This is a genomic window from Streptomyces sp. CNP082 (assembly GCF_059570535.1).
Genome location: NZ_JCANSZ010000031.1, coordinates 44035 through 70736 on the forward strand (window position 1 = coordinate 44035; position 26702 = coordinate 70736).

The 26702-nt window shown below is 74.2% G+C and carries 26 protein-coding genes; 13 read left to right on the plus strand and 13 right to left on the minus strand.

The window, feature by feature from the left end; all coding sequences use genetic code 11:
* Window positions 1-143: 143 nt before the first annotated feature.
* Window positions 144-1016, minus strand: a complete 873-nt coding sequence (locus B124_RS23345) for a helix-turn-helix transcriptional regulator (RefSeq protein ID WP_496504886.1) — start codon at window positions 1014-1016, stop codon at window positions 144-146.
* A gap of 197 nt (window positions 1017-1213) precedes the next feature.
* Here B124_RS23345 and B124_RS23350 point away from each other — a divergent pair, with 197 nt between their 5' ends.
* Complete coding sequence (locus B124_RS23350) at window positions 1214-1990, plus strand: SDR family oxidoreductase (RefSeq protein ID WP_496504887.1); 777 nt, start codon at window positions 1214-1216, stop codon at window positions 1988-1990.
* 81 nt (window positions 1991-2071) lie between these two features.
* On the opposite strand, the gene B124_RS23355 is transcribed toward B124_RS23350, so the two are convergent.
* Both B124_RS23355 and B124_RS23360 read right to left on the minus strand, forming a co-directional pair.
* A complete protein-coding gene (locus B124_RS23355) occupies window positions 2072-4549 on the minus strand; it encodes an ABC transporter permease (protein WP_496504888.1) in 2478 nt (825 codons plus the stop codon).
* A complete protein-coding gene (locus tag B124_RS23360) occupies window positions 4546-5325 on the minus strand; it encodes an ABC transporter ATP-binding protein (RefSeq protein WP_496504889.1) in 780 nt (259 codons plus the stop codon). Before B124_RS23360 ends, B124_RS23355 begins: the two co-directional genes overlap by 4 nt.
* A gap of 208 nt (window positions 5326-5533) precedes the next feature.
* On the opposite strand from B124_RS23360, the gene B124_RS23365 reads away from it, so the two are divergent.
* Window positions 5534-7150: a sensor histidine kinase gene (locus tag B124_RS23365; RefSeq protein WP_496504890.1), complete on the plus strand. Its 1617-nt coding sequence runs from the start codon at window positions 5534-5536 to the stop codon at window positions 7148-7150.
* 70 nt (window positions 7151-7220) lie between these two features.
* Window positions 7221-7679, plus strand: a complete 459-nt coding sequence (locus tag B124_RS23370) for an RrF2 family transcriptional regulator (RefSeq protein WP_047020342.1) — start codon at window positions 7221-7223, stop codon at window positions 7677-7679.
* Between the two features lie 54 nt (window positions 7680-7733).
* Here B124_RS23370 and B124_RS23375 read toward each other — a convergent pair whose 3' ends face one another.
* Window positions 7734-8585: an NAD(P)H-binding protein gene (locus tag B124_RS23375; protein WP_496504891.1), complete on the minus strand. Its 852-nt coding sequence runs from the start codon at window positions 8583-8585 to the stop codon at window positions 7734-7736.
* A 188-nt stretch (window positions 8586-8773) separates the two neighbouring features.
* On the opposite strand from B124_RS23375, the gene B124_RS23380 reads away from it, so the two are divergent.
* The gene (locus B124_RS23380) at window positions 8774-9637 is read left to right on the plus strand and encodes an ABC transporter ATP-binding protein (protein WP_496504892.1); all 864 of its coding nucleotides are present in this window, start codon (window positions 8774-8776) and stop codon (window positions 9635-9637) included.
* Between the two features lie 3 nt (window positions 9638-9640).
* Entirely contained in the window at window positions 9641-10975 is a 1335-nt protein-coding gene (locus tag B124_RS23385) for an FtsX-like permease family protein (protein WP_496504893.1), read from the plus strand.
* Between the two features lie 121 nt (window positions 10976-11096).
* Here B124_RS23385 and B124_RS23390 read toward each other — a convergent pair whose 3' ends face one another.
* The 3 genes from B124_RS23390 to B124_RS23400 form a co-directional block, all read right to left on the minus strand.
* The gene (locus B124_RS23390) at window positions 11097-11858 is read right to left on the minus strand and encodes a MerR family transcriptional regulator (RefSeq protein WP_496504894.1); all 762 of its coding nucleotides are present in this window, start codon (window positions 11856-11858) and stop codon (window positions 11097-11099) included.
* A 96-nt stretch (window positions 11859-11954) separates the two neighbouring features.
* Window positions 11955-12731, minus strand: a complete 777-nt coding sequence (locus B124_RS23395) for a PIG-L deacetylase family protein (RefSeq protein WP_496504895.1) — start codon at window positions 12729-12731, stop codon at window positions 11955-11957.
* Window positions 12732-12857: 126 nt separating this feature from the next.
* Complete coding sequence (locus B124_RS23400) at window positions 12858-13010, minus strand: hypothetical protein (RefSeq protein WP_496504924.1); 153 nt, start codon at window positions 13008-13010, stop codon at window positions 12858-12860.
* Window positions 13011-13098: 88 nt separating this feature from the next.
* Between B124_RS23400 and mgtE the strand changes: the two genes are divergently transcribed.
* From mgtE to B124_RS23425, 5 genes are all read left to right on the plus strand, one after another.
* On the plus strand, window positions 13099-14433 hold the full coding sequence (gene mgtE, locus B124_RS23405; protein ID WP_496504896.1) for a magnesium transporter: 1335 nt from the start codon (window positions 13099-13101) through the stop codon (window positions 14431-14433).
* 213 nt (window positions 14434-14646) lie between these two features.
* Window positions 14647-15399 (plus strand): GntR family transcriptional regulator, encoded by a 753-nt coding sequence (locus tag B124_RS23410; RefSeq protein ID WP_496504897.1) that lies wholly within the window; start codon window positions 14647-14649, stop codon window positions 15397-15399.
* A 178-nt stretch (window positions 15400-15577) separates the two neighbouring features.
* The gene (locus B124_RS23415; RefSeq protein ID WP_496504898.1) at window positions 15578-15772 is read left to right on the plus strand and encodes a hypothetical protein; all 195 of its coding nucleotides are present in this window, start codon (window positions 15578-15580) and stop codon (window positions 15770-15772) included.
* A gap of 112 nt (window positions 15773-15884) precedes the next feature.
* A complete protein-coding gene (locus B124_RS23420; protein ID WP_496504899.1) occupies window positions 15885-16400 on the plus strand; it encodes an ATP-binding protein in 516 nt (171 codons plus the stop codon).
* Between the two features lie 217 nt (window positions 16401-16617).
* Window positions 16618-19131, plus strand: a complete 2514-nt coding sequence (locus tag B124_RS23425) for a SpoIIE family protein phosphatase (RefSeq protein ID WP_496504900.1) — start codon at window positions 16618-16620, stop codon at window positions 19129-19131.
* 260 nt (window positions 19132-19391) lie between these two features.
* Here B124_RS23425 and B124_RS23430 read toward each other — a convergent pair whose 3' ends face one another.
* From B124_RS23430 to B124_RS23445, 4 genes are all read right to left on the minus strand, one after another.
* On the minus strand, window positions 19392-21386 hold the full coding sequence (locus B124_RS23430) for a TPM domain-containing protein (RefSeq protein WP_496504901.1): 1995 nt from the start codon (window positions 21384-21386) through the stop codon (window positions 19392-19394).
* Window positions 21387-21903: 517 nt separating this feature from the next.
* Window positions 21904-22155: a hypothetical protein gene (locus B124_RS23435; RefSeq protein ID WP_496504902.1), complete on the minus strand. Its 252-nt coding sequence runs from the start codon at window positions 22153-22155 to the stop codon at window positions 21904-21906.
* Between the two features lie 186 nt (window positions 22156-22341).
* Window positions 22342-23568 (minus strand): helix-turn-helix domain-containing protein, encoded by a 1227-nt coding sequence (locus B124_RS23440; protein WP_496504922.1) that lies wholly within the window; start codon window positions 23566-23568, stop codon window positions 22342-22344.
* A gap of 218 nt (window positions 23569-23786) precedes the next feature.
* Window positions 23787-24152, minus strand: coding sequence for a hypothetical protein (locus B124_RS23445; protein ID WP_496504903.1), 366 nt, complete (start codon window positions 24150-24152; stop codon window positions 23787-23789).
* A gap of 239 nt (window positions 24153-24391) precedes the next feature.
* On the opposite strand from B124_RS23445, the gene B124_RS23450 reads away from it, so the two are divergent.
* The 3 genes from B124_RS23450 to B124_RS23460 are packed head-to-tail and all read left to right on the plus strand — an operon-like array spanning window position 24392 to window position 26031.
* Window positions 24392-24649 carry a hypothetical protein gene (locus B124_RS23450; protein ID WP_496504904.1) on the plus strand — a complete coding sequence of 86 codons (258 nt, stop codon included), beginning with the start codon at window positions 24392-24394 and terminating at the stop codon, window positions 24647-24649.
* A complete protein-coding gene (locus tag B124_RS23455) occupies window positions 24624-25151 on the plus strand; it encodes a DUF6879 family protein (protein ID WP_496504905.1) in 528 nt (175 codons plus the stop codon). Before B124_RS23450 ends, B124_RS23455 begins: the two co-directional genes overlap by 26 nt.
* Before the next feature lie 25 nt (window positions 25152-25176).
* A complete protein-coding gene (locus B124_RS23460) occupies window positions 25177-26031 on the plus strand; it encodes a helix-turn-helix domain-containing protein (protein WP_496504906.1) in 855 nt (284 codons plus the stop codon).
* Window positions 26032-26184: 153 nt separating this feature from the next.
* Here B124_RS23460 and B124_RS23465 read toward each other — a convergent pair whose 3' ends face one another.
* Both B124_RS23465 and B124_RS23470 read right to left on the minus strand, forming a co-directional pair.
* Window positions 26185-26346, minus strand: coding sequence for a hypothetical protein (locus B124_RS23465; RefSeq protein ID WP_496504907.1), 162 nt, complete (start codon window positions 26344-26346; stop codon window positions 26185-26187).
* A gap of 143 nt (window positions 26347-26489) precedes the next feature.
* Window positions 26490-26693 (minus strand): DUF6247 family protein, encoded by a 204-nt coding sequence (locus B124_RS23470; protein WP_496504908.1) that lies wholly within the window; start codon window positions 26691-26693, stop codon window positions 26490-26492.
* Window positions 26694-26702 lie beyond the last annotated feature (9 nt).

Sequence of the window (26702 nt, forward strand, 5' to 3'; positions counted from 1 at the left end):
ACGGCCGCGCCGCTCGGGGAACTCCGTCTCGTCCAGCAGCGCCCGCACCTGCGTGCTGGCGCGGCCGGAGCTGCACCCCACGGTGGCGGCCACGACACATGTGTCGTGACATAGGTGATCTCGGTCACGCAAGGGTTCGCCGGCTACGCTCCTCGTTCCTCCGGCGTCCCCGCCGGCTGCGGCGCGGTCCAACTGGTGAGGAGCCGGAGGGCCTGGGCGGTGTCGGAGGCGGGCTCGACGCTGTAGACGCACAGGGTCTGTTCGGCGTCGCCGGGGACCTGGAAGGACTCGTACGAGAAGGACAGGTCGCCGACCAGGGGGTGGTGGTAGTGCTTCGCACCGTGCGTGCGGCGCAGCACCCGGTGGTCGTTCCACCAGGCGGAGAACTCCGCTGACTTGAGCGTGAGCTCGCCGATGAGATCGGCGAGCTGGCGGTCGTTGGGGCGGCGTCCGGCTTCGAGGCGGAGCATGGCGACGGTCTCGGCGGCGATCCGCTCCCAGTCGCCGACGCGGACGCGGGCCTCGGGGTCCAGAAGGTAGTAGCGGGCCAGATTCCGCCGGGGCGCGGGCAGGGCATCGAAGTCGGTCAGGACTTCCCTGGCCAGGCGGTTGGACGCCAGGACATCGGTGCGCCGGCCGAGGATGAAGGCGGGCACGTGGTCGAGGGTCTGCAGCATCAGGTGCAGTCCGGGCCGTACGCGCTGCGGGCTGGCGGGGGCGCGCCGGGCCGGGGCGTGGCGGGCCAGGAGATCGGTGAGGTGCTCGCGTTCGGAGGCATCGAGCTGAAGGGCGCGGGCCAGGGCGTCGAGGACCTCGGGGGAGGGGTTCTGCGCACGGCCCTGTTCGAGCCGGGTGTAGTACTCGGTGCTCACTCCGGCCAGGCGGGCCGCCTCGTCACGGCGCAGGCCGGGCACCCGGCGGACCCGGCCGTCAGCAGGCAGCCCCGCCTGGCCGGGGGTGATCCGGGCCCGGCGGGTGCGCAGGAAATCGGCGAGTTCGCGACCACGGTCATCCATACCCCCAGTGTGGCGGGCGAGGGCGCGTCCCACCGGGCGCCGGGTGGTACTGCCCGTACCTGCCCCGCGGATACCTGCCTGCTCAGGGCCCTTTGCGGCGCCCCATGCGACGTCTGCGGGTGGTGTTCTGGTGAAGGCCCCGGCGGTGACAGGCCGCAGACCCGGCCCCTCACCAACCCACCCCGAAAGGATTCCCCATGACCACGCACACCTCTGCCCGTCCCCTCTCCGGCCGCGTCGCCGTCGTCACCGGCGCCTCTAGCGGTATCGGTGAGGCGTCGGCCGAGCACCTGGCCGGGCTCGGCGCCCGCGTCGTCGCCCTGGCGCGGCGCGCCGAGCGGCTGGAGGACCTGGTCGCCCGGATCGAAGAGAACGGCGGCGAGGCGCTGGCCCTGGCGGTCGACGTGACCGACACCGCGGCCGTGCAGGCGGTCGCGGAGCGGGTCGCGGCCCGACTCGGCGGGGCCGACCTGCTGTTCAACAACGCGGGTGTCATGCTCCCGGCCCCGGTCGAGGAGCTGGCCACCGGCCAGTGGCAGCACCAGATCGACCTGAACATCAGCGGTCTGATGAACGTGATGGGCGCGTTCACGCCGCAACTGGTGGCCGCCGCCCGGGAGCGGGGCGTGGCCGACCTGGTCAACACGTCGTCGATCGCCGCGCAGAACATCTTCCCCAACTTCGCCGTCTACTCCGCCACCAAGGCGTACGTCACCCATCTCTCCCGGCACCTGCGCGCCGAACTGGGTGCGAAGAATGTCCGGGTCTCGGCGATCGAGCCGGGCATCGTCGGCACCGAGCTGCAGAGCCATGTCACCGACGCCGGGGCGCTGGAGTGGCTGGAGGGATCCAAGGAGACCATGGAGTGGCTCACGCCCCGGGACGTCGCGCAGACCGTCGGCTTCGTGGCGAGCCTCCCGCCGCGGGTCAACCTCCAGCAGGTCACCATCATGCCTACCCGCCAGGCCAGTTGAGGTGTCCCCGCAATCGTCGAGGACGGCCGGGGCCGGTACAGCGCCGGCCCCGGCCGCCTCCCCCCGGCGGCCGGGCCGCGGTCACTCCGAGCGCAGGGCCGTTGCCGTGCGGGTGGCGGCTGCCCAGGTGGCGGGGAGGAGGGCGCCGGCTGTGGCGATGGCGACTCCGGCGAGGGCGAGGAGCGTCAGGCCCGGCGGGGTGTAGATGTCGACCAGGGCGTCCGGGATGTTCGTGCCGACCGAGTGGCCCATTTCCGGGACCACGTAGTGGTGCAGGGCCACGCCGAGGGGGACGCCGGCCGCGCCGGCGGCCAGGCCGATGCCCGCGACCGAGGTGAGGACCATCGCGACCGTCTGCCGCGGGCTCATGCCCAGGGCCTTGAACACGCCCAGGTCGTGGACCCGTTCGCGGGTGTCGAGGACGACGGTGTTGAGGACGCCCAGGCAGGCCACCGCCACCAGCATCGCCGTGAGCATGGCGATCAGCGCCTGCATGGCGAGGAGCACGGGCGACGCGTCGTCGTCTTCCGTGGCGACCGCCTCCGCGCCCAGCGGCTGCAGGTCGGCGTTGAGGGCCTTGAGGTAGTCGCCGCGGTCCGTGCCCGGGGCCAGGTCCACCATGTACTGCTCCGGCTCCAGGTCGGGGACGAGGCCGGCGACGGACGCGTGCGCGGTGCGTACGGCCATGCCGTCGTCGTCCAGGTCGAAGACCTCGCCGACGATGCGGAGTTCGGCGGTGCGGTTGCCGTCCCGGAGGGTGACGGTGTCGCCGATGCCGGTGTTCGTGGCCTGGAGGAAGCGGGCCGCGGCGACCGCTTCGCCCGGGGCGCTGAACCAGCGGCCCGCCGCCAGGCGGTGGCCGTCGGCGGGGGCCTCTCCGCGGTAGGTGACCAGCGGGACGGCGCCCTTGCGGCCGGTGACGGCGACGTCGGTTGCCGCGGTGGCGAAGCGGTGTTCCGTCTCCGGGCGGGCGTCGATCGCCGCGGCAACCTCGGCATGGGAGGTGCCGGAGGCGGGGCCGGGGGCAGTGCCGGAGGCGGGGCCGGGGGCTTGGTTGGGGGCGGCGCCGGGAGTGGTGCCGGCGGGTGGAGCGGGGGGCTTCGGCGGCGCGCCCGGGCCGGCTCCCGGGTCGGCTCCATGGTCGGCCGGGGGCCCCGCCGCCATCATCCTGTGCACCGTCACCTCCCCCGCCTCGTCCGGCGTCCCCTCCGTCTGCACCGCGATCAGCGACGTCCCCAGCCCCACCGCGAACGTCACCGCCAGCGCCCCGAACGTCACCGCCGCCGCCATCGTCGCCGACCGCGCCGGCCGCGCGAACGGACCCGCCAGGCCCAGCCCCACCGCCCGCGGCAGCGGCAGCCGGCCCAGCGCGTGCCGTACCCGGCGCCCCCGCGCGGCGCGCGGGGTGCGGCCGACGCTGAGCGCCGCCGTCGTCCGCAGCCGGGCCGCGCGCAGCGCCGGGCCCAGGGCCGTCACCGCGACGAGGGCGAGGACGGCGGCCGGCACCGCGACGGAGACCCACAGCGGGATGAGGATCCGCCCCATGCGGTACGCGCTCGCCAGTTCGCTCATCAGCGGTACGGACAGCGCGTTGCCCACCGCCGCGCCCAGCACCGCCCCCACCGCTCCGGGGATAGCCGCCTGCGCCACGTACGCCCGCGCGACCTGCGGCGGCGTGAAGCCCAGCGACTTCAGCACCCCGATCCGCCGCGTCGCCGCGCCCACCGCGCCGCTGACGACGATGCTCACGATCAGCACCGACATCGCCAGCCCCAGCAGCGCGAAGGCGGTCACGAAGGGGATGAACGCGGCGGTGTTCTCGTTCGCGGCCTGCCTGACGTCGAGGTACGACTGCGACCCCGTCAGCGCCCCCGCCGGTACGGCCGCGGCCACCGCCTTCCGCCCCGCCGCGACCTCGCCGCGCGTGCCCGCGTCGGCCAGGCGGTAGAGCATCTGGCGCTCCGGGCGGGCGCCGGCCCCGGTCAGTGCGCCGAGCTGCGCCGGTACGACCCAGCCGTCCGCGCTCTCGCCGACCGACTCGGCGATCCCGACCACCGTGAGCACCGGACCGTCCGCCGCACCGTCGGCCCGTACCCGCGCGCCGAGGACCATGTCCGGGGTCAGCGACCCCGACTCGATCACGATCTCGCCCGGCTCCCGCGCCCAGCGGCCCGCCGTGACGTCCAGGTCGTCCACCGGCCCGCCCGCCGACGCCCGCCCGGCCACCGTCAGCGGCGCCGACACGGCGCCCTCGGGAGCGGTGGTGACGCGCAGACGCAGCGAGGTGATCTCGTACGGGCCCGCAGCCGCGGTGACGCCGGCGGCCCCTGCGGTGGCGCGGACCTGCGCCGCCGTGGCCTTCGCGGCGTCGAACTGCCCGGTGAGGTGGGCGCCGTGCTGCCGGTCGAAGGCGTCGTCGAACGGCGCCCGGGAGGCGACGAGCAGCCCGGTCGCCAGGACGGCCGCGGCGACGGTGAGCAGCGTGGTCAGCACCATCACGGTGGTCTGCACGCGCCGCCTCCCGACCCCGGCGCGCACCACCCGGCCCAGGGCGCTCATCGGCCGGCCCCGGGCGTCTCAGCGGTGCCGGCGGTGGCGGCGGCCCCGGGCGCCTCCGCGCTGTCGCGCGCGATCCGCCCGTCCACCAGCTCCACCGTCCGCGTCGCGCACGACTCCGCCAGCGTCAGGTCGTGCGTCACCAGCACCACCGTCTGCCCGTCCGCGTGCAAGTCCCGCAGCAGCTCGCGGACTTCCGCCCCCGACGCGGTGTCCAGCGCACCCGTGGGCTCGTCGGCGAGCAGCAGCGGTGGCCGGTTCATCAGCGCCCGCGCCACCGCCACACGCTGCCGCTCGCCGCCCGACAGCCGGCCGGGGTACGCGCCGGCGTGCCGCTCGATGCCGAGGTACGCGAGCAGTTCCGCGGCCCGCGCCGCGGCGCGGGCGCGGGGCATCCCGGCCAACTGCGCCGGCAGCAGGACGTTGTCGGCCACGGTCAGGTCGTCGAGCAGGTTGAAGAACTGGAAGACCATCCCCACCGACGCCCTGCGGTACTTCGCCGACGCGCTCTCGCTCAGCTCGTCCACGCGCAGGCCGTCGACGCTGACGGTGCCGGTGTCCGGGCGGTCCAGGCCCGCGATGAGGTTGAGCAGCGTCGACTTGCCGCTGCCGGACGGCCCGAGGACGGCCAGCGCCTCCCCGGTGCGTACCGCGAGGGTCAGGTCGTCGAGCGCGGGCGGGCCTTCGTCGTACGTCCTGCTGACCCCGCGCAGGTCGATGAGCACCCCGGCGCCGGCGTCGCTCCCGGTGCGGGCGGTGTGCGGTGGTGCGGTGGTCATGGTCGGGGTCCTCCCCAGCTCGGCGGTCGGCGTGCGGCCAGACGCTAGGCGCGGCGGGGGCGCGGGCACGTCGGCCGCGGTACGGAAGGTCCGTACCGCATCAGGCCGACGGCGGGCGGCGTCATCCGCGCGAGGTAGGCGCCGGGCGCACGGGGGGTGGGCCTCGCGGTGGATCCGGGCGCCGGGGGCCGGTTGGCACACTGAGGCGATGGCGTGGGCGGGTGTGGTCATCGGTCGGTACGGGCGCGCGGTGGCGCGGGTGCGCGGGTGGTTCGCGCGCGGGCGTACGGGCGGGGACGGCGGTGTGCGCCTGCCGCCGCGGCTGTCCCGGTGGGCGTGGACCGCCGACGTCGCCCTCGCCCTGGTGCTGTCCACCGGCACCGTCGTCGCCGACCTCGACCGCTCGTTCTACGCGTCGAGCCAGGACGGCCCGCAGGTGGTCGCCCCGCCGCCGGCGTTCGGTCCGCTGCCGGACCCGGAGCCCGGCTCGACGCCGCTTCCGCAGCCGCCGCTGCTGCCCGAGCCCGGTCCGGCCGGGGTGCGGGAGCGCACCCCGGGGGCGTCGGAAGAGCCGCCGGGCGAGGTGCGGCCCCCGCTGCCGCCCGTCTACGAGCACGTGCTGCCGCCCGCCCAGGGCTGGGAGTTGGTGCTCGCGGCGCTGACCGCCGTGCCGCTGGCCGTACGGCGCCGCTGGCCGCTCGCCGCGTTCTGGGCGGTGCTCGGCGCGGCCGTGGCGTTCCACCTGGGCGAGGTCGCCCGGGGCGCGACGGCGTTCGCGTTCGCCGCCGGGGTGGTCGCGGCGTACAGCGCGGTGATGTACAGCCCGTACCGCAGGAGCGCGCTGGCGAGTCTGCTCGCCGGGGTGCCGCTGTTCGCGGCGGCGGGGGTGGTGCCGGAGGTGGGGCGCGGGTTCGTACCGCTGCTGGTGCTGCTGCCGATCGGTCTTGCCGCCAACGCGATCCACACGTGGCAGCAGCGCCTGCGCGCGCTGCAGGAGCAGCAGGAGGCGGCGACGCGGCGGGCGGTCGACGAGGAGCGGTCGCGGATCGCGCGCGAACTGCACGACGTCGTCACGCACAACGTGAGCATGATGACGATCCAGGCGGGGGCGGCGCGCAAGGTCCTGGACACCTCGCCGGAGCAGGCGCGGGAGGCGATGCGCGCGGTGGAGGCCGGCGGGCGGGCGGCGATGGCGGAGCTGCGGCACGTGATGGGGCTGCTGACGATGGCGGCGGCGCAACCGGAGGGGCCGGCGGCGGGCTCGGCGATGGACCCGGCGGCGGACCCGGCGGACCCGGCCGCCGGTCCGGCAGCGGAGCCGTACCGCAAGGCGGCGGGCGGCGCGCGCCATGCGGCCCGCACCCCCGACGCCGCCGATCCCGCCGATCCCGCCCTCGCCGTCGACCTCGCCCCCCAGCCGGGCCTCGGCCAACTCGCCGCCCTCGCCGGGCGGGTACGCGACACCGGCGTCCCCGTCGAGCTCTCCGTGACCGGCGCCCCCGAGGCCCCGCTGCCCGCGGGCGTGGACCTCGCCGCGTACCGCGTCGTGCAGGAAGGGCTGACGAACGCCGTCAAGCACGCCGCCGGTGCCTCCGTGGCCGTACGGGTGGCACACGCCCCCGGCGAGCTGTGCGTCGAGGTGACCGACACCGGCGGCCCGCCCGCCGCCCGCGCCGCCGCCGGCAGCGGTCGCGGCCTCATCGGCCTGCGTGAACGCCTCGCGGTCTACGGCGGTACGCTCCACGCCGCCCCGCGCCCCCGCGGCGGCTACCGGGTGCGCGCCGTGATCCCGCTCCCGGACCGGCCGCCCGCGCCGCACCCGTGACGCGCGTACGGCGGGGTGACGCGCATGCCCCTGACAGAACAGGGGCGGCCATGCAGACATAATGACCGGCATGCGGATCTCGGCACGAGCAGACTACGCGGTGCGCGCGGCACTGGAACTGGCGGCGGCGACGGAGGAGGCCCCGGTCAAGGCTGAGGCCATCGCGGACGCGCAGGGCATTCCGCACAAGTTCCTGGAGAGCATCCTCGGCGACATGCGCCGCGGCCGGCTCGTGGTCAGCCAGCGCGGCGGCCGGGGCGGCTACCGCCTCGCCGCGCCCGCCGACGAGATCACCATCGCCGACGTCATCCGGGTGGTGGAGGGCCCGCTGGTCTCCGTGCGCGGCGCCCGGCCGCCGGAACTGTCGTACGTGGGGCCCGCGGAGTCGCTGCTGCCGCTGTGGATCGCGCTGCGCGTGAACGTACGCAGGATCCTGGGGGAGGTCACGCTCGCGGACGTGGCGTCGGCGCGGCTGCCGGGGTACGTGCACGAGCTGGCGGAGGACCCCGACGCGTGGACGAACCCCTGAGGCCGTAGCCACGTCGCACCCAGTGCCGGAGCGACGGGTCCCGGCCGGCAGCCGTCAGCCGCCGAAGTCCCGTGCGTGGTCCCGGGTCCAGGCGGCGAACGTGCGGGGCCGGTGGCCCGTGACCTCCGCCACCGTGTCCGTCACCGGCTCCGGGTGGGTCACCATCCGGGCCTGGGCCGCCAGGATGCCGTCCGCGAACGCCGGGGGCAGGCCCGCCGCCACGTACGCCTCCCGGGCGGCGCCGGGCGGGGACTCCTCGAAGCGCAGGGGGCGGCCCAGGGTCTCGCCGATCGTGCGGACCTGGTCGGCCTGCGTGAGGGTTTCCGGGCCCGTCAGGTGGTACGTCGCCCCGGCGTGGCCCCCGTGCGTCAGGGCGCGGACGCCGACCGCGGCCACGTCGGCCTCGTGGATGAGGGAGCGGCCCGCCTGTGCGTACGGGGCGCGGACCACGTCGCCCGCGCGGATCTGGTCCGCCCAGTGCAGGGTGTTGGCAGCGAAGCCGCCGGCGCGCAGCAGGGTCCACTCCGTCGGCGAGGCCCGCAGCAGGCGCTCGATGGCGGTGTGGAAGCCGAGGATGCCCTCGGGTTCCTCGTCGGGGTCGTCGGACGCGCCCCAGGCGGAGACGTACGCGATCCGGCGTACGCCCGCGGCGAGGGCCGCGTCCAGGACGGCGGGGGCGGTGCCGGCGGTGGGCAGCGCCCAGAGGAGGAAGACCCCCGAGACGCCGTCGAAGGCCGGGCCCAGCGTCGCGGGGTCGGCCAGGTCGCCGCGTACGGCCGCCACCCCCGCCGGGAGGTCCGCGCGGGCGGGATCGCGCACCAGGGCGCGTACGGGAATGTCCGCCGAGCGCAGTTGCGCAACGGCCTGACCTCCCACTCTGCCCGTGGCTCCGGTCACCAGGATCATGATCGTCCTTCTTTCGTCGACGGCACCGCCAGCCTCCGACCTCAACCGCACTTCAGGTCAACCCGGCCCGGCGTGGTGTACGTAACACCACCCCCCATTGGGGTCGTGCGCCCAGTGCCCGCGGCCGTCACCGTCCGTAGCTTCGAAGTCAGGCGCAGAGAGCGCCGGGATAACGAGGGGTGAAGACGATGTTCGGACGCAACGAGCGCCGCGGGAGCGCCGGTCCCGTCGCCGCCGGCGCGCCGCACGAGGCGCTGCGGCTGGTGAAGGTGACCAAGGTCTACGGCTCCGGGGGCGCCGAGGAGGCCGCCGTCACCGCGCTCGACGGGGTGTCGCTGAGCCTGCCGGCCGGGTCCTTCACCGCCGTGATGGGCCCCTCCGGATCCGGGAAGTCGACGTTGCTGCAGTGCGCCGCGGGCCTGGACCGGCCCGACAGCGGCGTGGTGATGGTCGACGGCGCAGAGATGACCGCGGGCAGCGAGACGGAGCTGACGAAGTTCCGCCGGGAGCGGATCGGGTTCGTCTTCCAGCAGTACAACCTGCTGCCCACGCTGAACGTCGCGCAGAACACCGTGCTGCCGCTGAAGCTCGCCGGCCGCCGCGTCGACCGCGCCCGGGTCCGCGAGGTGCTCGCCCGCGTCGGCCTCGCCGACCGGATGCGGCACCGGCCCGACCAGCTCTCCGGCGGCCAGCGGCAGCGCGTCGCCATCGCCCGCGCGCTCGTCGCCGCGCCGAGCGTCGTCTTCGCCGACGAGCCGACCGGCGCCCTCGACACCCGCAGCGCCCGCGACGTGCTGGGCCTGCTGCAGGAGACCGTGCGCGTCGACCGCCGCACCGTGGTGATGGTGACGCACGACCCGGTGGCCGCCTCGTACGCCGACTCGGTCCTCTTCCTCGCCGACGGCCGGCTGGTGGGCCAGATGAACGCCCCGACCGCCGACGCCGTCGCGGAGCGGATGACCCACCTCGGCGACCTGTACGAGGGCCAGGGGCCGTCGGCCCCGGGCTCCGCGCACTACGACCCGCGCGACTCCGCGCCCATGGGGGTGTGACCGGTGTTCTCCCTCGCCATGCGCTCGATCCGGCAGCGGCCCGGCCGCTTCGGCGCGACGCTCCTGTCCGCCTTCCTCGGCGCGACGGTCATCATGATGTTCAACTCGCTCCTCGACACCGCCGGCGCGAAGGGCGTCGACGACGTCAGCTCGGAGTCCCTGTCCACGGCCGCGATGGTCGTCGGCGGCTACGGCTCGCTGCTGGTGTTCTTCGCAGTCGCCTCCACCCTCACGGTCGCCGTACGGCAGCGCACCACCGAGATCGACCTGCTGCGCTCCACCGGCGCGACCCCCGCGCAGATCACCAGGATGATCGTGGGCGAGGCGGCGGTCGTCGCCCTCGTCGGCTCGCTGCTGGCGATCGTGCCCGGCATGATCGGCGGCCGGATCCTGCTCGACATGTTCCAGGACAGCGGGCAGGTCGCGGACGACGTCGACCACGCCTTCGGCACCATCGCGCTGATGTCCGGCATCGACATCACGCTGGCGGCGTCGGTCGGCGCCGCGTTCCTCGCGGTGCGCCGGGCCAACACGGCGCGCGAGCAGCGCGCCCCGCGCCGCCGGCTGCGCACCTGGGGCGGCTGCGCCGCGCTCGGCCTGGGCGCGGCGCTGTGCCTGACCGGGTTCGCCATGGGCGACGCGGGCCCGGAGGCCATGGCGCCGCCGGCGTACGGGGCGATCCTGCTGTCCGTCGGCTTCGCAGCCTTCTCGCCGACGCTGCTGGGCGGGCTGCTGCGGCTCACCGGCGGGCTGCTGACGGCGCTCGGCGGGGGCAGCGGCTACCTGACGGTCCACGGACTGCGGCAGCGGGCCGCGCAGTTGTCCGGGGTGCTGATGCCGATGGTCCTGTTCGTGGGCATCTCGGTCGCGACGGTGTACATGCAGTCCGTCGAGAACGACCACATCGAGGCCGCCGGGCTGACGCAGTCGGTGGACGACAAGAACGTGGAGACGCTGAACTTCGTGGTCGTCGGGATCATCGCGGTCTTCGCCTGCGTGATGCTGATCAACACGCTGTACGCGGCGACCTCGTATCGCAGCCGCGAGTTCGGCCAGCAGCGGCTGGCGGGCGCGACGCCCGGCCAGGTGCTGGCGGGGGTCGGCCTGGAGGGGCTGCTGCTGACGGTGACCGGGGTGTTCTTCGGGACGCTGGCGGCGGTGGCCGGGATCGTGCCCTTCACGGTGGCCCGCACGGACGACGTGCTGCCCGGTGCGGGGTACGGGATCTGGCTGGCGGTCGTGGGGGTGGCCGCGGCGGCGACGCTCGGCACCGCGCTGGGCACCGCGCGGCGGGCGCTGCGGACGCCGGCGGTCGAGACGGTCGCGCTGGCGGCGTGAAGGGGCGCCGGGAAGGCCGGCCCGTCCACGGGGGACGGGCCGGCCTTCGGCGCGGGTACGGAGCCACGGCTTTCGGGCCTGCGGCAACGCCCGTACCGCGTACGGGCGTTGCCCCTACGCCCTACGCCAGGTTGCGCTCCGCGTACACCCGCATCGCGTCCCGTACGAAGGCCGCCGTCCCCTCCCCGTGCGCGTCGTAATTCGCGGTGAACCGCGGGTCGTCCACGTACATCTGCCCCAGCCCCGTGAACGCCTCCGCGGCCGGCCCCTGCCCCTGCCACCCCGCGCTGATCCACTCGTACTGCCGCCGCGTGATCTCCTGCGCCGCGTCGCCGTCCGGCGCCTCGCCCGCGGCCCGCGCGGCGGCGTAGTCGCGGGTGATGCCGCGCTGGCGGCGCTGGAAGTCCTGCCGCTGCTCCTCGCTCAGCGAGCCCCACCAGCTATCGCCCCGCTGGTACGCGTCCCTGCCCCAGCGCCGCGTGACCTCCTCCTCGTACCGGGTGTGGTCGAACCCGTCGAACACTTCTGCCGCCATGAGCGGCTCACCTTCTTTCAGCTTCCGCAGTGTCGTCTCCACCGACGCGATCTGCCGCCCGAGGCGCCGCCGTTCCTGCTCCAGCAGCTCCAGGTGCGTCCGGAGCGCGGCCACGGCGTCCGCGGGGCCGCCGCTGCCGTCGAGCACGTCGGCGATGGCCGGCAGGCCGAGGCCGAGTCCGCGGAGCAGCAGGATGCGCTGCAGCCGCAGGAGGGCGTGCTCGTCGTAGTAGCGGTAGCCGTTGGCCGCGACGCGGCTGGGGCGGAGCAGCCCCAGCTCGCCGTAGTGGCGCAGGGTGCGGCTCGTGGTGCCCGCGGTGCGCGCGATCTCCTGGATGGACCACTCCATGGCGGTGCTCCCTCCTCGATCCGCGGTCGGCCGGTCGGCCGGTCGGCCGGTCGGTGTGCCTTCACCGTAGAAGTTGACGTTACGTCAAGGTCAAGCTCAGTCGTCGAAGCGGTGCGGCACCAGCTCGAAGCCCACGGCGAGGTCGGCTCCGCGGAGCTTGCCGGCGTCGGCGAGCATCCGCTCGATGAGGTTCCGGGCGTATTCGCGGGGGTTCTCCTCGCCCAGCCCGGTGATGTACGCGCGGTGCTCGGCCAGCGACGCCACCGCGCGGCCCATGGCGGTGTCGGTGACGTCCTCGGCGTGCGTGGGGTACGGGGAGCCGGCGACGGCCGTCCAGCGGACGCCGCCCCAGGGCTCAAGACCCTGCTCCAGCAGCTCGGGGAAGATCCAGCGGTTGCCGGCGTCGCCGACGGCGTCCAGCACGGTGCGGCCGACGGCGCGGTGGTCGGGGGTGTTGCGGGGGGCGCCGGGGCCGGGCATCCAGGTGTCGTGGTGGTTGAGGGTGACGATCAGCTCGGGGCGGTGCCGGCGGATGGCGGCGGCGAGGTCACGGCGCAGCGGCAGGCCCTCCTCAAGCACCCCGTCGCGGTGGTCGAGGAACTCCAGCGCGGTCACGCCCACGACGGCGGAGCTGGCCCGCTGCTCCTCCTCCCGTACCCGGGCGCACTCCCCGGGCTCCATCCCGTCGATGCCGGCCTCGCCGCGGGTGGCGAGCACGTACGACACCTGCTTGCCGGCGTCGGTCCACTTCGACACCGCGGCGGCGGTGCCGTATTCGAGGTCGTCGGGGTGCGCGACGATCGCGAGAGCCCGCTGCCAGTCGTCGGGAAGGGGAGCCAGGGACGCCGCGTCGGCGTGAGCGCTGTCAGTCATGCCGCCATCATCCCGCCATCGTCACACGACGGGGTGTCACGCCCCCCGCCCCGGCAGCCGCCCCGCGGGCGGGGCGGCGACAAGGCGGTGCCGGGCCCGGACCCGGCACCGCCCCGCCGGGGTCGGTCAGTCCAGACCGCGGTCCAGGGCCCGGTACAGCTCGCCGTCGTCGTCGCCGTCCAGGGACCAGACCATCGCGCCGCCCAGGTTGCGGTCGTCGGTGTACGCGGCCTTCCGGGCGATGACCTCCGGGTCAAGGGTCCGTACCGTACGCCGCACCCGGCGGCACGTCCCTGCTCAGCGCGGTAATCGGCACGTTCTAGGGTGAAGCCGGACAGCGGCCGGAGCGGAGGAGGGAGGTACGGGCATGACCGCGGACACCGACCTCGGCGACCTCCTCGACGGCAACGACGTCGCCGGCCTGCAGCAGTGGCTCGCCGACCACCCCCCGCACGTCGTCGCCGACGAACTCGCCCGCGCCGACGAGGTCACGGCCGTCTTCTGCTTCCGGCTGCTGGAGAAGGACCGCGCGGTCGAGGTCTTCGAGGAACTGGACCCCGGCGACCAGCAGAAGATCCTCGAAGCGCTGCGCGACCAGACCTTCCGGCACGTCGTCGAGGAGATGGACCCCGACGACCGTGCCCGCCTCCTCGGCGAGGCGCCCGCCAACTTCACCCAGCGCGTCCTGGCCGGCCTCAGCCCCCGCGAGCGCGCCCTGACCGCCCCGCTGCTCGGCTACGAACAGGACGCCGTCGGCCGGCACATGTCGCCGGAGCTGGTGCGGCTGAAGGAGCAGTCCACCGTCGCCGAGGCGCTGGAGCGGGTGCGCCGCCAGGGCCCGGACGCCGAGACCGTCTACACGCTGCCCGTCGTGGACGACCGCCGGCATCTGGTCGGCGTGGTCTCCCTGCGGGAGGTGGTGCTCGCCCCACCGGAGCGCCCGCTCATCGAGCTGGTGGACACCGAGTTCCCGCGGGTCTACGCCACCGGCAACGCCGAGACCGCCGCGCGTCTGATGCAGGAGGCCAACCTCCTGGGCCTGCCCGTCGTGGACAGCGAGGACCGGGTCGTCGGCATCCTCACCGTGGACGACGCCATCGAGCTGATCGAGGAGGCGGACACCGAGGACGTGGCCCGGCAGTCCGGCGCCGAGCCCGTCGAGGGGCACTATCTGTCCGTCGGGGTCTTCCGGCTGGCCCGCGCGCGCATCATCTGGCTCTTCCTGCTGATCGTCGCCGCCACCCTCACCGCCGGCGTGCTGCAGGCGTTCGAGGGGGAACTGGCGGAGGTGACCGCGCTGGCGGTGTTCATCCCGCTGCTCATCGGCACCGGCGGGAACGTCGGCGCCCAGGCCGCGACGGGCGCGGTGCGGGCCATCGCGGTCGGCGAGCTGCGCCCCGGCGACGTGGCCCGGGTGGCGTGGCGCGAGTGCCGGGTGGGGTTCCTGCTGGGCGTGGGGCTCGGCGCCGTGGGCAGCGTGCTGGCCACGATCATGACGGACGGCGGGATCGCGCTGACCGTATCGCTGTCGCTGGTGCTGATCTGCTCCTGGGCGGCGTCGGTCGGCTCGGTGATGCCGCTGCTGGCCAGGAAGCTGGGGATCGACCCGGCGGTGATCTCGGCCCCGCTGGTGACCACGCTGGTCGACGCCACCGGGCTGGTGATCTACTTCCTCATGGCCCGCGTGGTGCTCGGCTTGTGACCGGCTTGTGAGGGTGCCGAGGTGTACGCGGGCGTACGCCTCGGCACCCCGGCGCACACCGATCGGCGAACGCGTTCGGTCATCCTCTCCCCCGAGGTTGCGGGGCCCGCTCGCACGTTGCCAAGCTTTCGCGGGTGTTCAGCGCGAAACGGCGCAGGCCGGAGCCGGCGCGGGCCGGGACGGCGACGGTGGTGACGGGGGTGTGAAGAAACGGTGCCTCTAGGTGAGCAGCCCGCCTACCTGCGGGTGGCCGCGGACCTTCGCCGGAAGATCGTCGACGGTGAACTGCCGCCGCACGCACGGCTGCCCTCCCAGGCACGGATCCGCCAGTTGTACCGGGTCTCCGACACCGTCGCGCTGGAGGCGCGCAAGGTGCTGATGGCCGAGGGCCTGGTCGAGGGCCGGTCCGGGTCCGGTACGTACGTACGCTCGCGGCCCGAGCCGCACCGGCTGGTCCGTACCGGCTACCGGGGCCTCGGCGACCTCACCCCCTTCCGCCAGGAGCAGGCCGACGAGTCGGTCGCCGGCTCCTGGGACTCGTGCAGCGCGCAGGAGCACGCCGACGCGGCCGTCGCCGCCCGGCTGCACCTGGCCGCCGGCGAGCCGGTGATGCGGACGCGCTACGTCTTCCGCTCGGCCGGCGAGCCCGTGCTGCTGTCCACCTCCTGGGAGCCGCTGGCGCTGACCGGCCGTACGCCCGTGATGCTGCCCGAGGAGGGGCCGCTCGCCGGCCGCGGCGTGGTGGAGCGGATGGCGGCGATCGACGTCGTCGTGGACAACGTCGTGGAGGACGTCGGCACCCGCCCCGGGCTGGCCGAAGAGGCGCAGGCGCTGGGCACCGTGCCGGGGCAGCCGGTGCTGTGCATCCAGCGGACGTTCTACGCCTCGGGGCGGGCGGTCGAGACGGCGGACGTCATCGCTCCGGCCGAGCGCTACCGCGTCAGCTACCACCTGCCCGTCAGGTAGCCGGGGCCCCGGCCGCCCCCCGATTCGAACTTTCGGCCGAGGCTGGCACTTCTCGTGTAAAGGCGTATGCGGGGAGTGAATGCCGGGCGTAAGCTCTGGCATATTCGGCAGGCAAACAGGGCGCCGGGGGCCATAGCCGTCCCGGGTGCCCTTGGCAGACATTCCTGGGGTGGGCTCTATGAGTGCGGGTGACAGCAGCGCCGCACGCCCGTGGGTTGTGGTCCGCGAGGACGGCAACGGCAACTGCTACCGCGTCGGCCGCTACGCCACGCGCGACGAGGCGGAGCGCGCGGTCTCCCGTTTCGGGCCCGCGGAGCAACGGCAGGTATACCGGGTGGAGCGCTCGGCTGTCGGAGACGCCGGCTCCGCGTAGTCCTTGGTCCGCGGACGCACCTAGGTGATAATTTCCCTCCAAAGCGGGTATATGGCTATCACTCCCCTCAAGTCGGGCAAAGCCGACAGGACTCCGCTGGGATGTGGTAGGCGTGAGCAAGCCCCCGTTCCTCCGCCACGCCGCCGTGACACCGCTCACGCATCTCCCCGGCTCCGCCGCCCTCCCCGGGTTTCCCGGCTTCCGTGACGCCGCGGGCCCCGCCGGCTTCCCGGGTCCTCCCGGACCCGCCGAGTGGAGCTTCCCCGCCGACCCCGGCTGCGTGCGCACCGCCCGCGTCGTCGTCCGCGAAACCCTGCGCACCTGGCACCTCGACCCCGTGACCGACCTCGCCGTCCTGCTCGTCAGCGAGCTGGTCACCAACTCCCTGCGCTACGCCTCGGGACCCGTCGGCCTGCGCCTGCGCCCCGTCGGCGGCCCCGACGCCGGCGGCGGCGTCCGCGTCGAGGTCTCCGACACGCTGCCGGTGCCGCCGCTGCTGCGTGCCGCCGCGCCGGACGAGGAAGGGGGCCGCGGCCTGCAGCTCGTCGCCAGCGTCGCGCTGCGCTGGGGAACCAGGTGCGGCGGAATGGGCAAGACGGTGTGGTTCGAGCTGGGGTCGGCTGGTTAGAACGTACGAAGGAGGCTTCTTCGGCGTACGGAAGGGGGCGCGCGGGGGCGTAGCGCCGGGTGCCGGGCGGGCACCACTTCGCAGACGCAGCGGTCACCGGGGCCGGAAGCGGTGGGGCGTTCCGAACCCGTGACCCGACGACCATGTTCCGGATACGGATCTTCCCGCATACTCTGCGGTGCGTACCCGGTGCAGGATCAGCAAAGGGGGCGGTCGCGTGGGAGCACCGTTCTGGCAGAGCAATCCGCCGGGCTCCATCTACGACCACATCAAGGTGGCCTCCTTCGCCCTGGACGCGGAGGGGCACATCGAGCAGTGGAGTGCCCGCGCGGAGGAACTCCTCGGCATCTCCGCCGCCGAGGTGCTGGGCCGCGATGCCGTGGAGGCGCTGGTCCCGGAGGAACTGCGGGCGGATGTGGGGGAGAAGGTCGCGGAGATCCTCGACGGACGGGAGTGGACCGGCCTGCTGCCGTACCGCAGACCGGCCGAGACGGACGCCGCCGGCGGCGTGCACCCCGCCGTGGACGGCATCGCCGAGCTGTACGTCATGCCCACCACGGGCGTCGGCGGCTCCCGCGGCGCGCTGTGCCTGACCGTCGACGCGTACGCGCTGCGCCGGATCGAGACCGATCTCGCCGCGTCCCAGGCCGTTTTCGGCCAAGCCCCGATGGGATTCCTGCTCTTCGGCACCGACCTGCGCCTCGTCCGCGTCAACGAACGCGTCGCCGCCGCCCTGGGCGGCAGCGTCGCCGCGCACGCGGGACGCACCCCCCGCGACTACCTCCCGCGCGCCGAGGCCGAGCGCGTCACCGCCGCGCTCAAACAGGTCCTCGACACCGGCGAGCCCGTCACCGACATGCAGATCCTCGGGCCCGTCCCCGAGGAGCCGCAGACCGGCTCCGCCGCCCCGGCCGGGCGCGAGGGGCAGCCGGGCGGCCTGCGGTGGTCCATATCGCTCTACCGGGTGCACAGCGGCACGGGCCGGCCCATGGGCGTCGCCGCCATCGTCTCCGACGTCACCCGCCGCCGCCGCGCCGAGAGCGAGGCCGCCAGCACCCGCCGCAACCTCGCGCTGCTCAACGAGGCCGGCGCGCGTATCGGCCACTCGCTCGACCTGGAGACCACCGCCCGCGAGCTGCTCGGCGTCACCGTCCCGCAGTTCTGCGACATGGCCTGCGTGGACGTCTACCAGAGCCTCCTCGACGGCGACGAGGGCCGCCCCGGTCTCGCCGACGGCAGCGCCGAGCTGCGCCGCGTCGCCTTCGCCAGCGCCGTCTCCGACGCCCCCCTCACCGCCGTCGGCTCCACCCACCACTTCGACTTCCACTCCCCGTACGCCGCCGCCCTGCGCACCGCCCAGGTGCGCTGGGTGCCCGGCGGCGACAGCGGCCTGGTGCAGACGACGCTCGCCGTGCCCCTGGTCGCCGGGGACACCGTCGTCGGGCTCGTGCAGTTCGCCCGCGCCCGCGGCAGCGAGGACTTCGGCGAACGCGACGCCGCCCTCGCCGCCCAGCTCGCCGCCCGCGCCGCCGTGTGCATCGACAACGCCCGCCTCTACCGGCGCGAGCACTCCCGCGCCCTCATCCTCCAGCGCAGCCTGCTCCCGCCCGGCGACCCCGAGGCCGCGGGCCTCGACATCGCCTGCCGCTACCTGCCCGGCACCTCCGCCACCGAGGTCGGCGGCGACTGGTTCGACGTCATCGAGCTGCCCGGCCACCGCACCGCGCTCGTCGTCGGCGACGTCATGGGCCGCGGCCTGCGTGCCGCCGTCGCCATGGGCGAACTGCGCACCGCCGTACGCACCCTGGCCATGCTCGACCTGGAGCCCGCCGAAGTGCTCACCGCGCTCGACGAGATCGCCGGCGGCCTCGGCGGCGTCTCCGACGAGGTCTACCTCGCCACCTGCGCCTACGTCGTCTACGACGCCGTCACCCGGCGCTGCACCTTCGCCAACGCCGGCCACCTGCCGCCGGCCGTCGTCGAGCCCGGCGAGCCGCCGCTGCTGCTGGAGGTGCCCGCGGGGATGCCGCTCGGCGTCGGCGGCGAGCCGTTCGAGGAGGTCGAGGTCGAGCTGCCCGACGGCGCCCTCCTCGCGCTCTACACCGACGGCCTCGTGGAGTCCCGCGACCACGGCCTGGACGAGGGCCTGGAGGAGTTCCGCAAGGCGCTCTCCCACCCCGCCCAGTTGCTGGAGGACGTCTGCGACCACGTACTCGACACCCTCTACACCCGGCACGGAGAGGACGACATCGCCCTGTTGACGGCCCGTATCCGCGGCCTGCCCGCCGACACCGTCGGCGACTGGCTGCTGCCCGCGGAGCCCCGCTCCGTCGCGCTCGCCCGCGAACACGCCCGTACGCAGCTCGCCGCCTGGCATCTGGAGCCGCTTATCGACACCACCGAGCTGCTGGTCAGCGAGCTGGTGACGAACGCCCTGCGGCACGGCGAAGGCGGCCGGAGCGGCGGCGGCGAGCCGGAGATACGGCTGCGCCTGCTGCTGGACCGCACGCTGGTGTGCGAGGTGTGGGACAGCAACCTGGTCCAGCCGCGCCGCCGCCGCGCCCGGGACACCGACGAGGGCGGGCGCGGGCTGCAACTGGTCAGCATGCTCAGCCAGAACTGGGGCAGCAGACGCACCCACCGCGGCAAGACGGTCTGGTACGAACTGGCCCTGCCGGGCAGCGGACCGCAGGCGGAGCTGGACGAGGAAGCGCTGCTGTCGGCGTTCTGAGCCCGGCGCGGGGGCCGCTGCGCGGCGGCCCGGGGTTGATTCGGCGCCCGGTTGATCCGGCGCCCGGCGCCGCGGCCCGGCTGCCCTGCTCGGGTCAGACGCCGCTCGGCCGTCCTGCCGCGGTCAGACTGCCGCCCGGTCCCGGCTGGGGTACGCGCCGGGGGCCGGGGCGTACCCCGTACTCCCGGAAGCCACCTACCCCACACCTACCCGTCCCCCTCATCCGCCAGGCCGGCGCTTGCCCCGTACTCCCGGAAGCGCTAGAAGCGGCCTGAACCGCCCATCCGCCGCCGCGTGCCCGCGCCTCCGAAGCTGCCGGGCCCGCGGCCGAAGCCGCCGCCGAAGCCCCCGCCCCGGCCCTCGCCGAACCCGCCGAGCATGCCGCCGAGGATGATGCCGCCGAGCATCCCCGTGCCCATGCCGCCGCGTCCGCCGCGCGCGCCTCGTCCGCCGAGGTAGCCACCGCTGTACGGGCCGCCGAAGGGCCCGCCGCCGTACGAGCCGTCGAAGCCCTGGACGTCCTGCTCCGCCAGCCGGCGCGCCACGCGGCCGAGTTCGTCCGCGCGCTGGGCGTGCCGGAGGGCGCCGGCCGGGTCGGTGCCGGCGTGCGCCTCGGCCTGCGTCAGGTGCCGCTCGCCCTCGCCCAGCCGGGTACGGGCCGCGGGGCCGATGCCGCCGCGGTGGGTGGTGACGAAGTCGCGGGCGGCGGCCACCGAGCTGTGCGCGCCGACCAGCGCCCGGTCCAGCAGCCGCCGCGCGGCCTCCTCCTGCTCCCGGGCCCCGGCGAGCGCCGCGTCCGCCTCCTGAACGCGGCGCAGCGCGGCCAGCGGGTCGTACCGCCCCTCGGCCGCCTGCCCCGGCTCCTGCCCCGCCCCCCGCTCCACGTCCGCCAGCACGGTCTGCGCCCCCGCGATCCGCCCCTGCAGATCGGCGCTCGACTCCTCCGAGGCCGTGCCCCGCACCACGCCCCGCGCCTCGGCGAGGTCCGCGCGGAGGTCGCGCAGCGCGTCGGGGAGCCGGGCCGCGGCCTCGCGCAGCTCCTGCTCGCGGCGTTCGACGGCGGCGACGAGGGTGCCGGCCTGGTCGACGGCGCTCTCCGCGGCCCGTACGTGGACGGCGGCGGCGGCCGGGTCACCGGCGTCGAGGGCGGTACGGGCGCGGGTGAGGTTGTCGGTGGCGAACTCCAGGCGGTCCCGGGCGGCGGCGGGGTTGCCGGCGACGGCGGCGACGGCGGCGGGGGCGTAGGCGCCGGCCAGCGCGGTGAGTGTGTCGTCGGCGGCGCCGATACGGTCCGGCAGTTGCTCCGCGGCAGCCTGTGCGGCGGCGAGGACCTGCGGGGCCCGGGACACCGTCGCGCGCAGCCGGTCGAAGGCGTCGGACTCGGCGTCGAGCCGGGCGTTGGCGTCGGTGCAGCGCATGAGGATCTCCTCCAGCATGGCGCGCCGGGCGTCGTCGTCCTCGGGCTGCGCGTCGTCGAGGGCCTGCCGGAGCCGGACGGCGGCGGTCAGCTCGGCCTGCGCCTGGCCGACGGCATCGGCGAAGGGCCGGGCGCTCTCGTCGCCGGACTGGGCGGCGGCGAAGCGGATCTCCTCCCGGCTGGTGCGCAGGGCGTCGTCGGTCTCGACGAGGAGTTCTGTGGCCCGGGCGTCGAGTTCGGCCACCGGAGAGGGGGCGGCTGCGGTGCCCTGCGGCCACAGGCGCGTTTTCCGGGGCTGCCTGCGCCGCCGGGAGAAGTAGGCGTAGGCGACGACGGCGGCGGCGAGGGCAGCGGCGACCGGCGCCACGAAGTCGGCGGCGCCGGTGTCGCCCTGAGCGGACCCCTCGGACCCCTCAAACCCCCCGGACCCCTCAACCCCCCCGGAGCCCTCGGACCCCCCGGAGCCGCCCGAGCCGCCGCCGGGTACACCGCCCGGGCCGGCGGGCCCGGGGGTGACTCCGGCCGCGACAGCGGTCCGCCCGTCGAGTACGGCGGCGTACCCGCCCGTCCCGCCGGCCGCGGCCCTGGCCCGGTCACTGCGGCCCAGGGCGGGCCCGACGGCCCCGGACCCGGCGCCCACGGTGCCGAGGCCGCGCCGGGCGGGACCGGAGCCCTCGCCAGGCGGGTGCGCGGCGGGGGCGCGGGGCGCGTGCGCGGTGGGACCGGCCTCGCGGGGGTGCGCGTGCGCGGGTACGGGCGGCAGCGCCGGCGCGGCGACGGGAAGCAGCGCGAGGGCCCCGGCAGCGGTGAGCCGGGCAGCCAGCCGCCGTGTCCGCATGCGCGCGCCTCCCGCACCGGTACGCACCGCAGGTCGGCACGCCCTGTACGGGAGGTTATGCGCCTTTCCTCCACCCCGCATCCGGGCGGCGGGCTCCGCCCCGCGCGGGCCGGGGGCGCCCGCTGTCCGGTCAGGCGCGCTTGGGGGTGCCCGCCGGAGTGCGGTAGCGGCCGGTCATCGCGGTCGCCCGCTGCGGCTGGGTGGCACGGCGGGCGACGGCGACGTGCGGCGGGGCTTCGGCCGGCAGGCGGGGTGCGCGTAGACGACGGAGCCGCCGCCGGACTCACCGGGCTCACCCACGGACTCCACGGGGCGTTCGGCGGTGCCGAGTCGGCCGCAGTGGGTGCAGTAACGCATCAGAAGGGCCCCTTCCGCGTGGTGGGTGGGTGGCCGCCCCAGTCCGGCGCCTCACCGAGACTCGCCAGCGCCGGGCGATGGTTGAACGGCTCGGGTCCCCGTTCCCACTTATGGGGCACCGAAGGGAGCCGACGCGGCTCTACGGGCCGCCTGCCGCCGCTCACGGGCGGCCCCCGTGGCAGCGCGGGCACTCGCACGGCGGCATCGTGCTGTTGAGCAGGGGAGGGTCGCAGTCGCGGGCGTAGTACCGCATCCGGGACCCCCACGTACGCCCGCTGTCGCGGGACACCCGTAGCGTCATCAGCGGACGCTCGGGCGTCGGCGGCGCCTCGGGGCGGACGGTGAGTATGCCCGCCGCAGCGTCGGCGAGCGTATCCCGGCGGGCTCTCTCGTCGTCGGTACGGCGGACCATGGCGGCTCCCTGCGTCTTCGTGAGGGGAGCGGCGCCGACCGGGCTCTGGTGGGAGTGCGGTGCTCGGCGCCGCAGCGTCACGTACGAAGGTAGGGAGCCGCTGCAGGCATTCCCAGGGACGAAGTTCCCCAGGCGCAGGACCCATTGTGCCGAAGATCGGCCGCGGGTATGACGCGGCGTCCTACCTCATAACGTCGGGTCAACTCCCAGGCGCCCGGCAAGGCCACGCAGCCGCGTGTTTCGGCGGCGCTCAGCCTCCAGCATCTCCCGCACCGTCTCGCCCGCGAGCGTCTGGTACTTGATCCACTCGGGTTGGTCCTCCTCAACCTCCAGCAGCGTGTCGAGCGCGCCGTCGGAATCCCCGGTGAGGTACTGCGCCTGCGCCACATCCACGCGGTGGGACGCCGCATGCACCGGCCGCGAGATCGCGCCCAGGTCGACGCGAGCCGCCTGCGCGAGGGCCTCCGCAGGCTCGGGCTCCCCGGCGAGCGCGATGTTCGTCATCTGGGTTCGGACATCGACCACCGAGAAGGCTGTTCCGTAGGTGCGTACCGGGTGGCCGACGTGCTTGGCGGCCCGCTCGGCGGTGCCCAGCATCGTCTTCGCCTCGTCGTGACGGTCGCGCCGTGCCGCGGGGGTGGCAGCCGCGACGAGCAAGTTGCCGTACACGGCGAACTCCTTGGGGGTGCCATGCCGGAAGCTGGGCTCCAAGGCGTCGGCTTTCGCCTCGGCGATCTGCTGGGCTGTCTCCCATGAGCCTTGCCGCAGCAGTACCCAGGACAAGGTCGAGACCCCCATGCCCTCCATCAGCGGGTCAGAGGCCCGCTGCGCCGCGGCGAGCTGCTGACGTACGGCGTCGACCGCCCACGCGGTGTGCCCGGCCTGGGTGCACAGGCAGGCGGCGAGCTGGTAGGCGAGCGCGAGTTTCTGCCAGGCACCGGAGGCTTCTGGGCCGTTGCCTGCCTCACGGACGACCGCGCGGCCGTCCCGCAGGAGCAGCGGCAGGGCGACGGAGAGTTCGCTGTAGCCGCCCTCCCAGTAGAGACTGGTGGCGTGCTGGACGCTGGCGATCCAGGAGGCCACGGTAGGCGGTTCCTCAAGGTCTGGCTCGGCGGGCACGCCGGGTAGGGCGGTGATGTTCTGGATGGCGTCGCGCAGGGCGAGCAGGCCGCCGTCGTCGGTCTGTTGAGGTGTCACGGTTGGCTGGCCTAGCAGCCGCTCCAGCTCGACGTCCAACGCTGCCGCGAGCTTGCGAAGTGTGTTAATGCGGGCCGTAGCGCGTACACCCTGCTCCAGCTTTCGGATGGTGTCGACGTGGACGCCGGCGCGCTCAGCGAGTTGCTCCTGCGAGACGCCGCCGCGGAACTCGCGCAGCGTTCGAATGCGGTCGCCAATCGTACGGTGTTTGGACATCTGCACCCCCGCCAGAGGACGTATACGTCCACGCTACGCCCGGCGGTGAGCGTGCAGGTCGCGAAAGGGCTTCGGGTCGCCGAACTCAGGGGGCACGTGGAACTCGGTCGGACGTACTTGTGGAACTCTGCGGCGATGCTCGTCCTGCCGGAGGATTGACCCGGCGGGCGCCCGGTGAGGGGCGTGGCCGGGGGTAACGAGAACCGGCCGTCGGATGCTCAGCGGATGAGTTGGAGGGCCTGCTTCATCTGTTCGGTGTCGTTGAGGGTGAAGGTGCCGGTGTGCAGGGTGTCGTGGCCGTACGTCTGCTCGGCGAGTTGGACGCGGTGGCCTGGCCGCAGGCGCCAGGTGGTGTGCGGGAGGTCGAGGCGGGGGCCGGAGCCGCCGATGCGGGCGGACCAGCCGGTGCAGACGACCCAGGCGGCGCAGGCGTTCCGGTGTCCGCCACGGGAGCCGTAGAGGCCCTGGGGGTGGTGGTCGGCGGCAACCGTCAGCAGGTCTGGGTGGTCCAGTTCCGGTACGGGTAGAACGCCGACCACCGCGGTGGTGCCGAGGTCGATCGTCACTGCGCTCGGAAGGTTCATCGGTGGTGCCTCCTCACTGGTTCGCCCCGGACCGCCCGGGGCGTTACCTGGCCTGGCCAGAGGGACGGCCATGCCCAGGAAGGTAGGGAGGAGCCGTTGGATCACGCGATGAATGTGCAGAAGTTTGCTCAAGACTTCTAGTGCCCATGTCATCCACGACATTGCACCCTTGACGTACCGCACGCTTCGCGCGACGGTGAAGCAAAGGGCTGCAAGGCAAGGCAGACGGAGGCACCGACATGTCGTTAAGGTTCTTCGGGATCGACCCGGACACCGGGACCAAGAACAGCCCAACCGTATGGGTCGACCCGGAGCACGGGGAACTCGTACTTCAGGGATGGAAACCGGGCCCTGAACTCGAAGCGGAATGCGCCGGGTTTGAGGTCCCCGGCCACGCCCAGGGGATTCCGGAGGGAGAGGCCGTGATCCGCATCCCCGCAAGGATGGTGCCGATGATCCGGGAGGCGTGTGATGCAGTCGAGCGCACCGCCGTTTGAGTCGCTGATGGCCGGCTGCACCAGCTCGGCAGTGCACCTGGAGATGCGCGATGCCTACGGAGTCGACGACGAGGCAGAGGGCTTTGCCCACTGGCGAAGCACCGGGCAGCGGGACACCGATCCCGCCTCGGCGTACTGGTCCCCGTGGGTTGATCTGATCTCTCGTGTGGTCGCCCGCGGTGTCAACGTCCGTCGGGCCCGCATCGTCTCTGAACCGGTCAGCGAGTACATCCGGTACGAGCACGCGGGAACGCCGGTCAATCTCGCCGCCGGTGAGCAGGTGCGCTGGTTGCCGCGGCGCCGGGCGTCGGATCTGGCCCTGCCTGGGAACGACTTCTGGCTGTTCGACGAGCGCTGGGTGCACTGGAACCACTTCACCGGCGACGGCGCGTGGATCGCTGACGAAGTCACCGACGCCCCGGCCACGGCCAAGCTGTGCGCTGCGGCCTTCGAGGCGGTGTGGGAGCGCGCCGTCCCGCACGACCGGTACGAGATCCGCTGACAGAAAGGCACTGGCAAGCCGGCTCATGTCCGTTTCCCCATCCTCTTCAGCCCAGGCCGCGCGCGAAGCCGTCGCCGGACGGCTGCGTGGCCTTCGCAAGGAGGCGGGGCTGACCATCGTCGAGATTGCCCGCCTGTGCGGCTGGCACTACTCCAAGGTCTCCCGCATTGAGAACGCCCTCACCGGACCCTCGGCGAAGGACATCCGTGCTTGGTGCGCCGCTGCCCAGGCCGAAGGTGAAACCCGGGATCTGATCACCCAGTCCGTCAACGCCGAGTCGATGTACAGGGAGTGGCGTCTTCAAGTCCGCGGTGGACTCAAGCAGTTGCAGGACAGCGTCGTGCAGTTCTACCGCGACACAGGGCTGTTCCGGGTGTACTCGACCACCCTGGTGCCCGGGCTTCTGCAGACCGAGGGCTACGCAGCCGCTGTGTTGCGCGCTGTCGTCGACACCGAGAACCTGCCCGTTGATGATGCCGATGAGGCAGCGCGTGCCAGGGTCGAGCGCTCCCGCATTATCCACGAACCGGGGCATCGGTTCGTGCTGCTGATCGAGGAAGCCGTTCTGCGCTATCGCGTCGGTGACGCCGACGCGATGGCTGCCCAGCTCGGCCATCTGCTGACTGCCGGTGCCCTTCCGGCGGTGTCCTTGGGCATCATCCCGGCAGCGACGGAAGACCGGGCCCCATGGCCGCGGGAGACCTTTCATGTCTACGACGACAAGCTGGTGTCGGTGGAGCTGGTCTCCGCCGAGGTGAACGTGACACAGCCATCGGAGGTCGGCCTGTACGTGAAGGTGTTCGAGGAGTTGCGCCGACTGGCGGTGTACGGAGCGGAGGCGCGGGCGTTGATCCTGCGGGCGATCGAAGCACTCGGCTGACGGGGGCCTGGGTCCGCGGCAGAGGTCGTTCGGATCGCACGCAGGGGGTCCGGCGCGGGGGGTCTCCCTGACCCGCCCCTCCCGGAACTCCGGCTCCGCTCGCCGCGTACCCCGGAACGACCCCCGGAGGCGTACGAGACGCCGCCCCTTCGGCTATTGCGCCCTGCCCCGCGGCCACAGCACGCCCTGCAGGGTGCGGACGGCGACCCACTGCCCGCCTGCCGGCAGGCCGATGACGTCGCGCGCCTGCGTCTCGCTCAGGCTGCCGACGACGTTCTCGGCGTCGGGTTCGTACTCCCAGGTCCAGTCACTCACGCGGCGGCGGCCTCCGCCTCCGCGAGGAGCGCGGCGAGTTCCGAGGCGGCGGCGCGGCGCTCTGCGCGATCAGCGGACTCGCTGACGATGCGTTGGCATTCGCGGAAGCGGGCAAGCCGTTCGGGGAACCGTGCGACATCGACTCAGGACCACCAGTGTTCGACGAACGCGCGGGGCGGTGTGAGCGTGTATTCGTCGCGGGCCTGGCGAATCGCCTCGTTCCACTGCTGATCGAACGCGGCGACGGCGGACGGATCGAGTTGGGCGATGGCGATGCGGAGCGCCGCGGGAGTCTTGTCGGGCATGGGAATAATCGGCCCGGTGGGGTCGATCGGGGCGGTGGTCATGAGCGGCGG

Bases quoted from the DNA above. Each gene is read 5' to 3' on its own strand.
- B124_RS23345 (WP_496504886.1), bottom strand. From the start codon at position 1,016: ATGGATGACCGTGGTCGCGAACTCGCCGATTTCCTGCGCACCCGCCGG.
- B124_RS23350 (WP_496504887.1), top strand. From the start codon at position 1,214: ATGACCACGCACACCTCTGCCCGTCCCCTCTCCGGCCGCGTCGCCGTC.
- B124_RS23355 (WP_496504888.1), bottom strand. From the start codon at position 4,549: ATGAGCGCCCTGGGCCGGGTGGTGCGCGCCGGGGTCGGGAGGCGGCGC.
- B124_RS23360 (WP_496504889.1), bottom strand. From the start codon at position 5,325: ATGACCACCGCACCACCGCACACCGCCCGCACCGGGAGCGACGCCGGC.
- B124_RS23365 (WP_496504890.1), top strand. From the start codon at position 5,534: ATGGCGTGGGCGGGTGTGGTCATCGGTCGGTACGGGCGCGCGGTGGCG.
- B124_RS23370 (WP_047020342.1), top strand. From the start codon at position 7,221: ATGCGGATCTCGGCACGAGCAGACTACGCGGTGCGCGCGGCACTGGAA.
- B124_RS23375 (WP_496504891.1), bottom strand. From the start codon at position 8,585: ATGATCCTGGTGACCGGAGCCACGGGCAGAGTGGGAGGTCAGGCCGTT.
- B124_RS23380 (WP_496504892.1), top strand. From the start codon at position 8,774: ATGTTCGGACGCAACGAGCGCCGCGGGAGCGCCGGTCCCGTCGCCGCC.
- B124_RS23390 (WP_496504894.1), bottom strand. From the start codon at position 11,858: ATGGAGTGGTCCATCCAGGAGATCGCGCGCACCGCGGGCACCACGAGC.
- B124_RS23395 (WP_496504895.1), bottom strand. From the start codon at position 12,731: ATGACTGACAGCGCTCACGCCGACGCGGCGTCCCTGGCTCCCCTTCCC.
- mgtE (WP_496504896.1), top strand. From the start codon at position 13,099: ATGACCGCGGACACCGACCTCGGCGACCTCCTCGACGGCAACGACGTC.
- B124_RS23415 (WP_496504898.1), top strand. From the start codon at position 15,578: ATGAGTGCGGGTGACAGCAGCGCCGCACGCCCGTGGGTTGTGGTCCGC.
- B124_RS23430 (WP_496504901.1), bottom strand. From the start codon at position 21,386: ATGCGGACACGGCGGCTGGCTGCCCGGCTCACCGCTGCCGGGGCCCTC.
- B124_RS23435 (WP_496504902.1), bottom strand. From the start codon at position 22,155: ATGGTCCGCCGTACCGACGACGAGAGAGCCCGCCGGGATACGCTCGCC.
- B124_RS23440 (WP_496504922.1), bottom strand. From the start codon at position 23,568: ATGTCCAAACACCGTACGATTGGCGACCGCATTCGAACGCTGCGCGAG.
- B124_RS23445 (WP_496504903.1), bottom strand. From the start codon at position 24,152: ATGAACCTTCCGAGCGCAGTGACGATCGACCTCGGCACCACCGCGGTG.
- B124_RS23450 (WP_496504904.1), top strand. From the start codon at position 24,392: ATGTCGTTAAGGTTCTTCGGGATCGACCCGGACACCGGGACCAAGAAC.
- B124_RS23455 (WP_496504905.1), top strand. From the start codon at position 24,624: ATGCAGTCGAGCGCACCGCCGTTTGAGTCGCTGATGGCCGGCTGCACC.
- B124_RS23460 (WP_496504906.1), top strand. From the start codon at position 25,177: ATGTCCGTTTCCCCATCCTCTTCAGCCCAGGCCGCGCGCGAAGCCGTC.
- B124_RS23470 (WP_496504908.1), bottom strand. From the start codon at position 26,693: ATGACCACCGCCCCGATCGACCCCACCGGGCCGATTATTCCCATGCCC.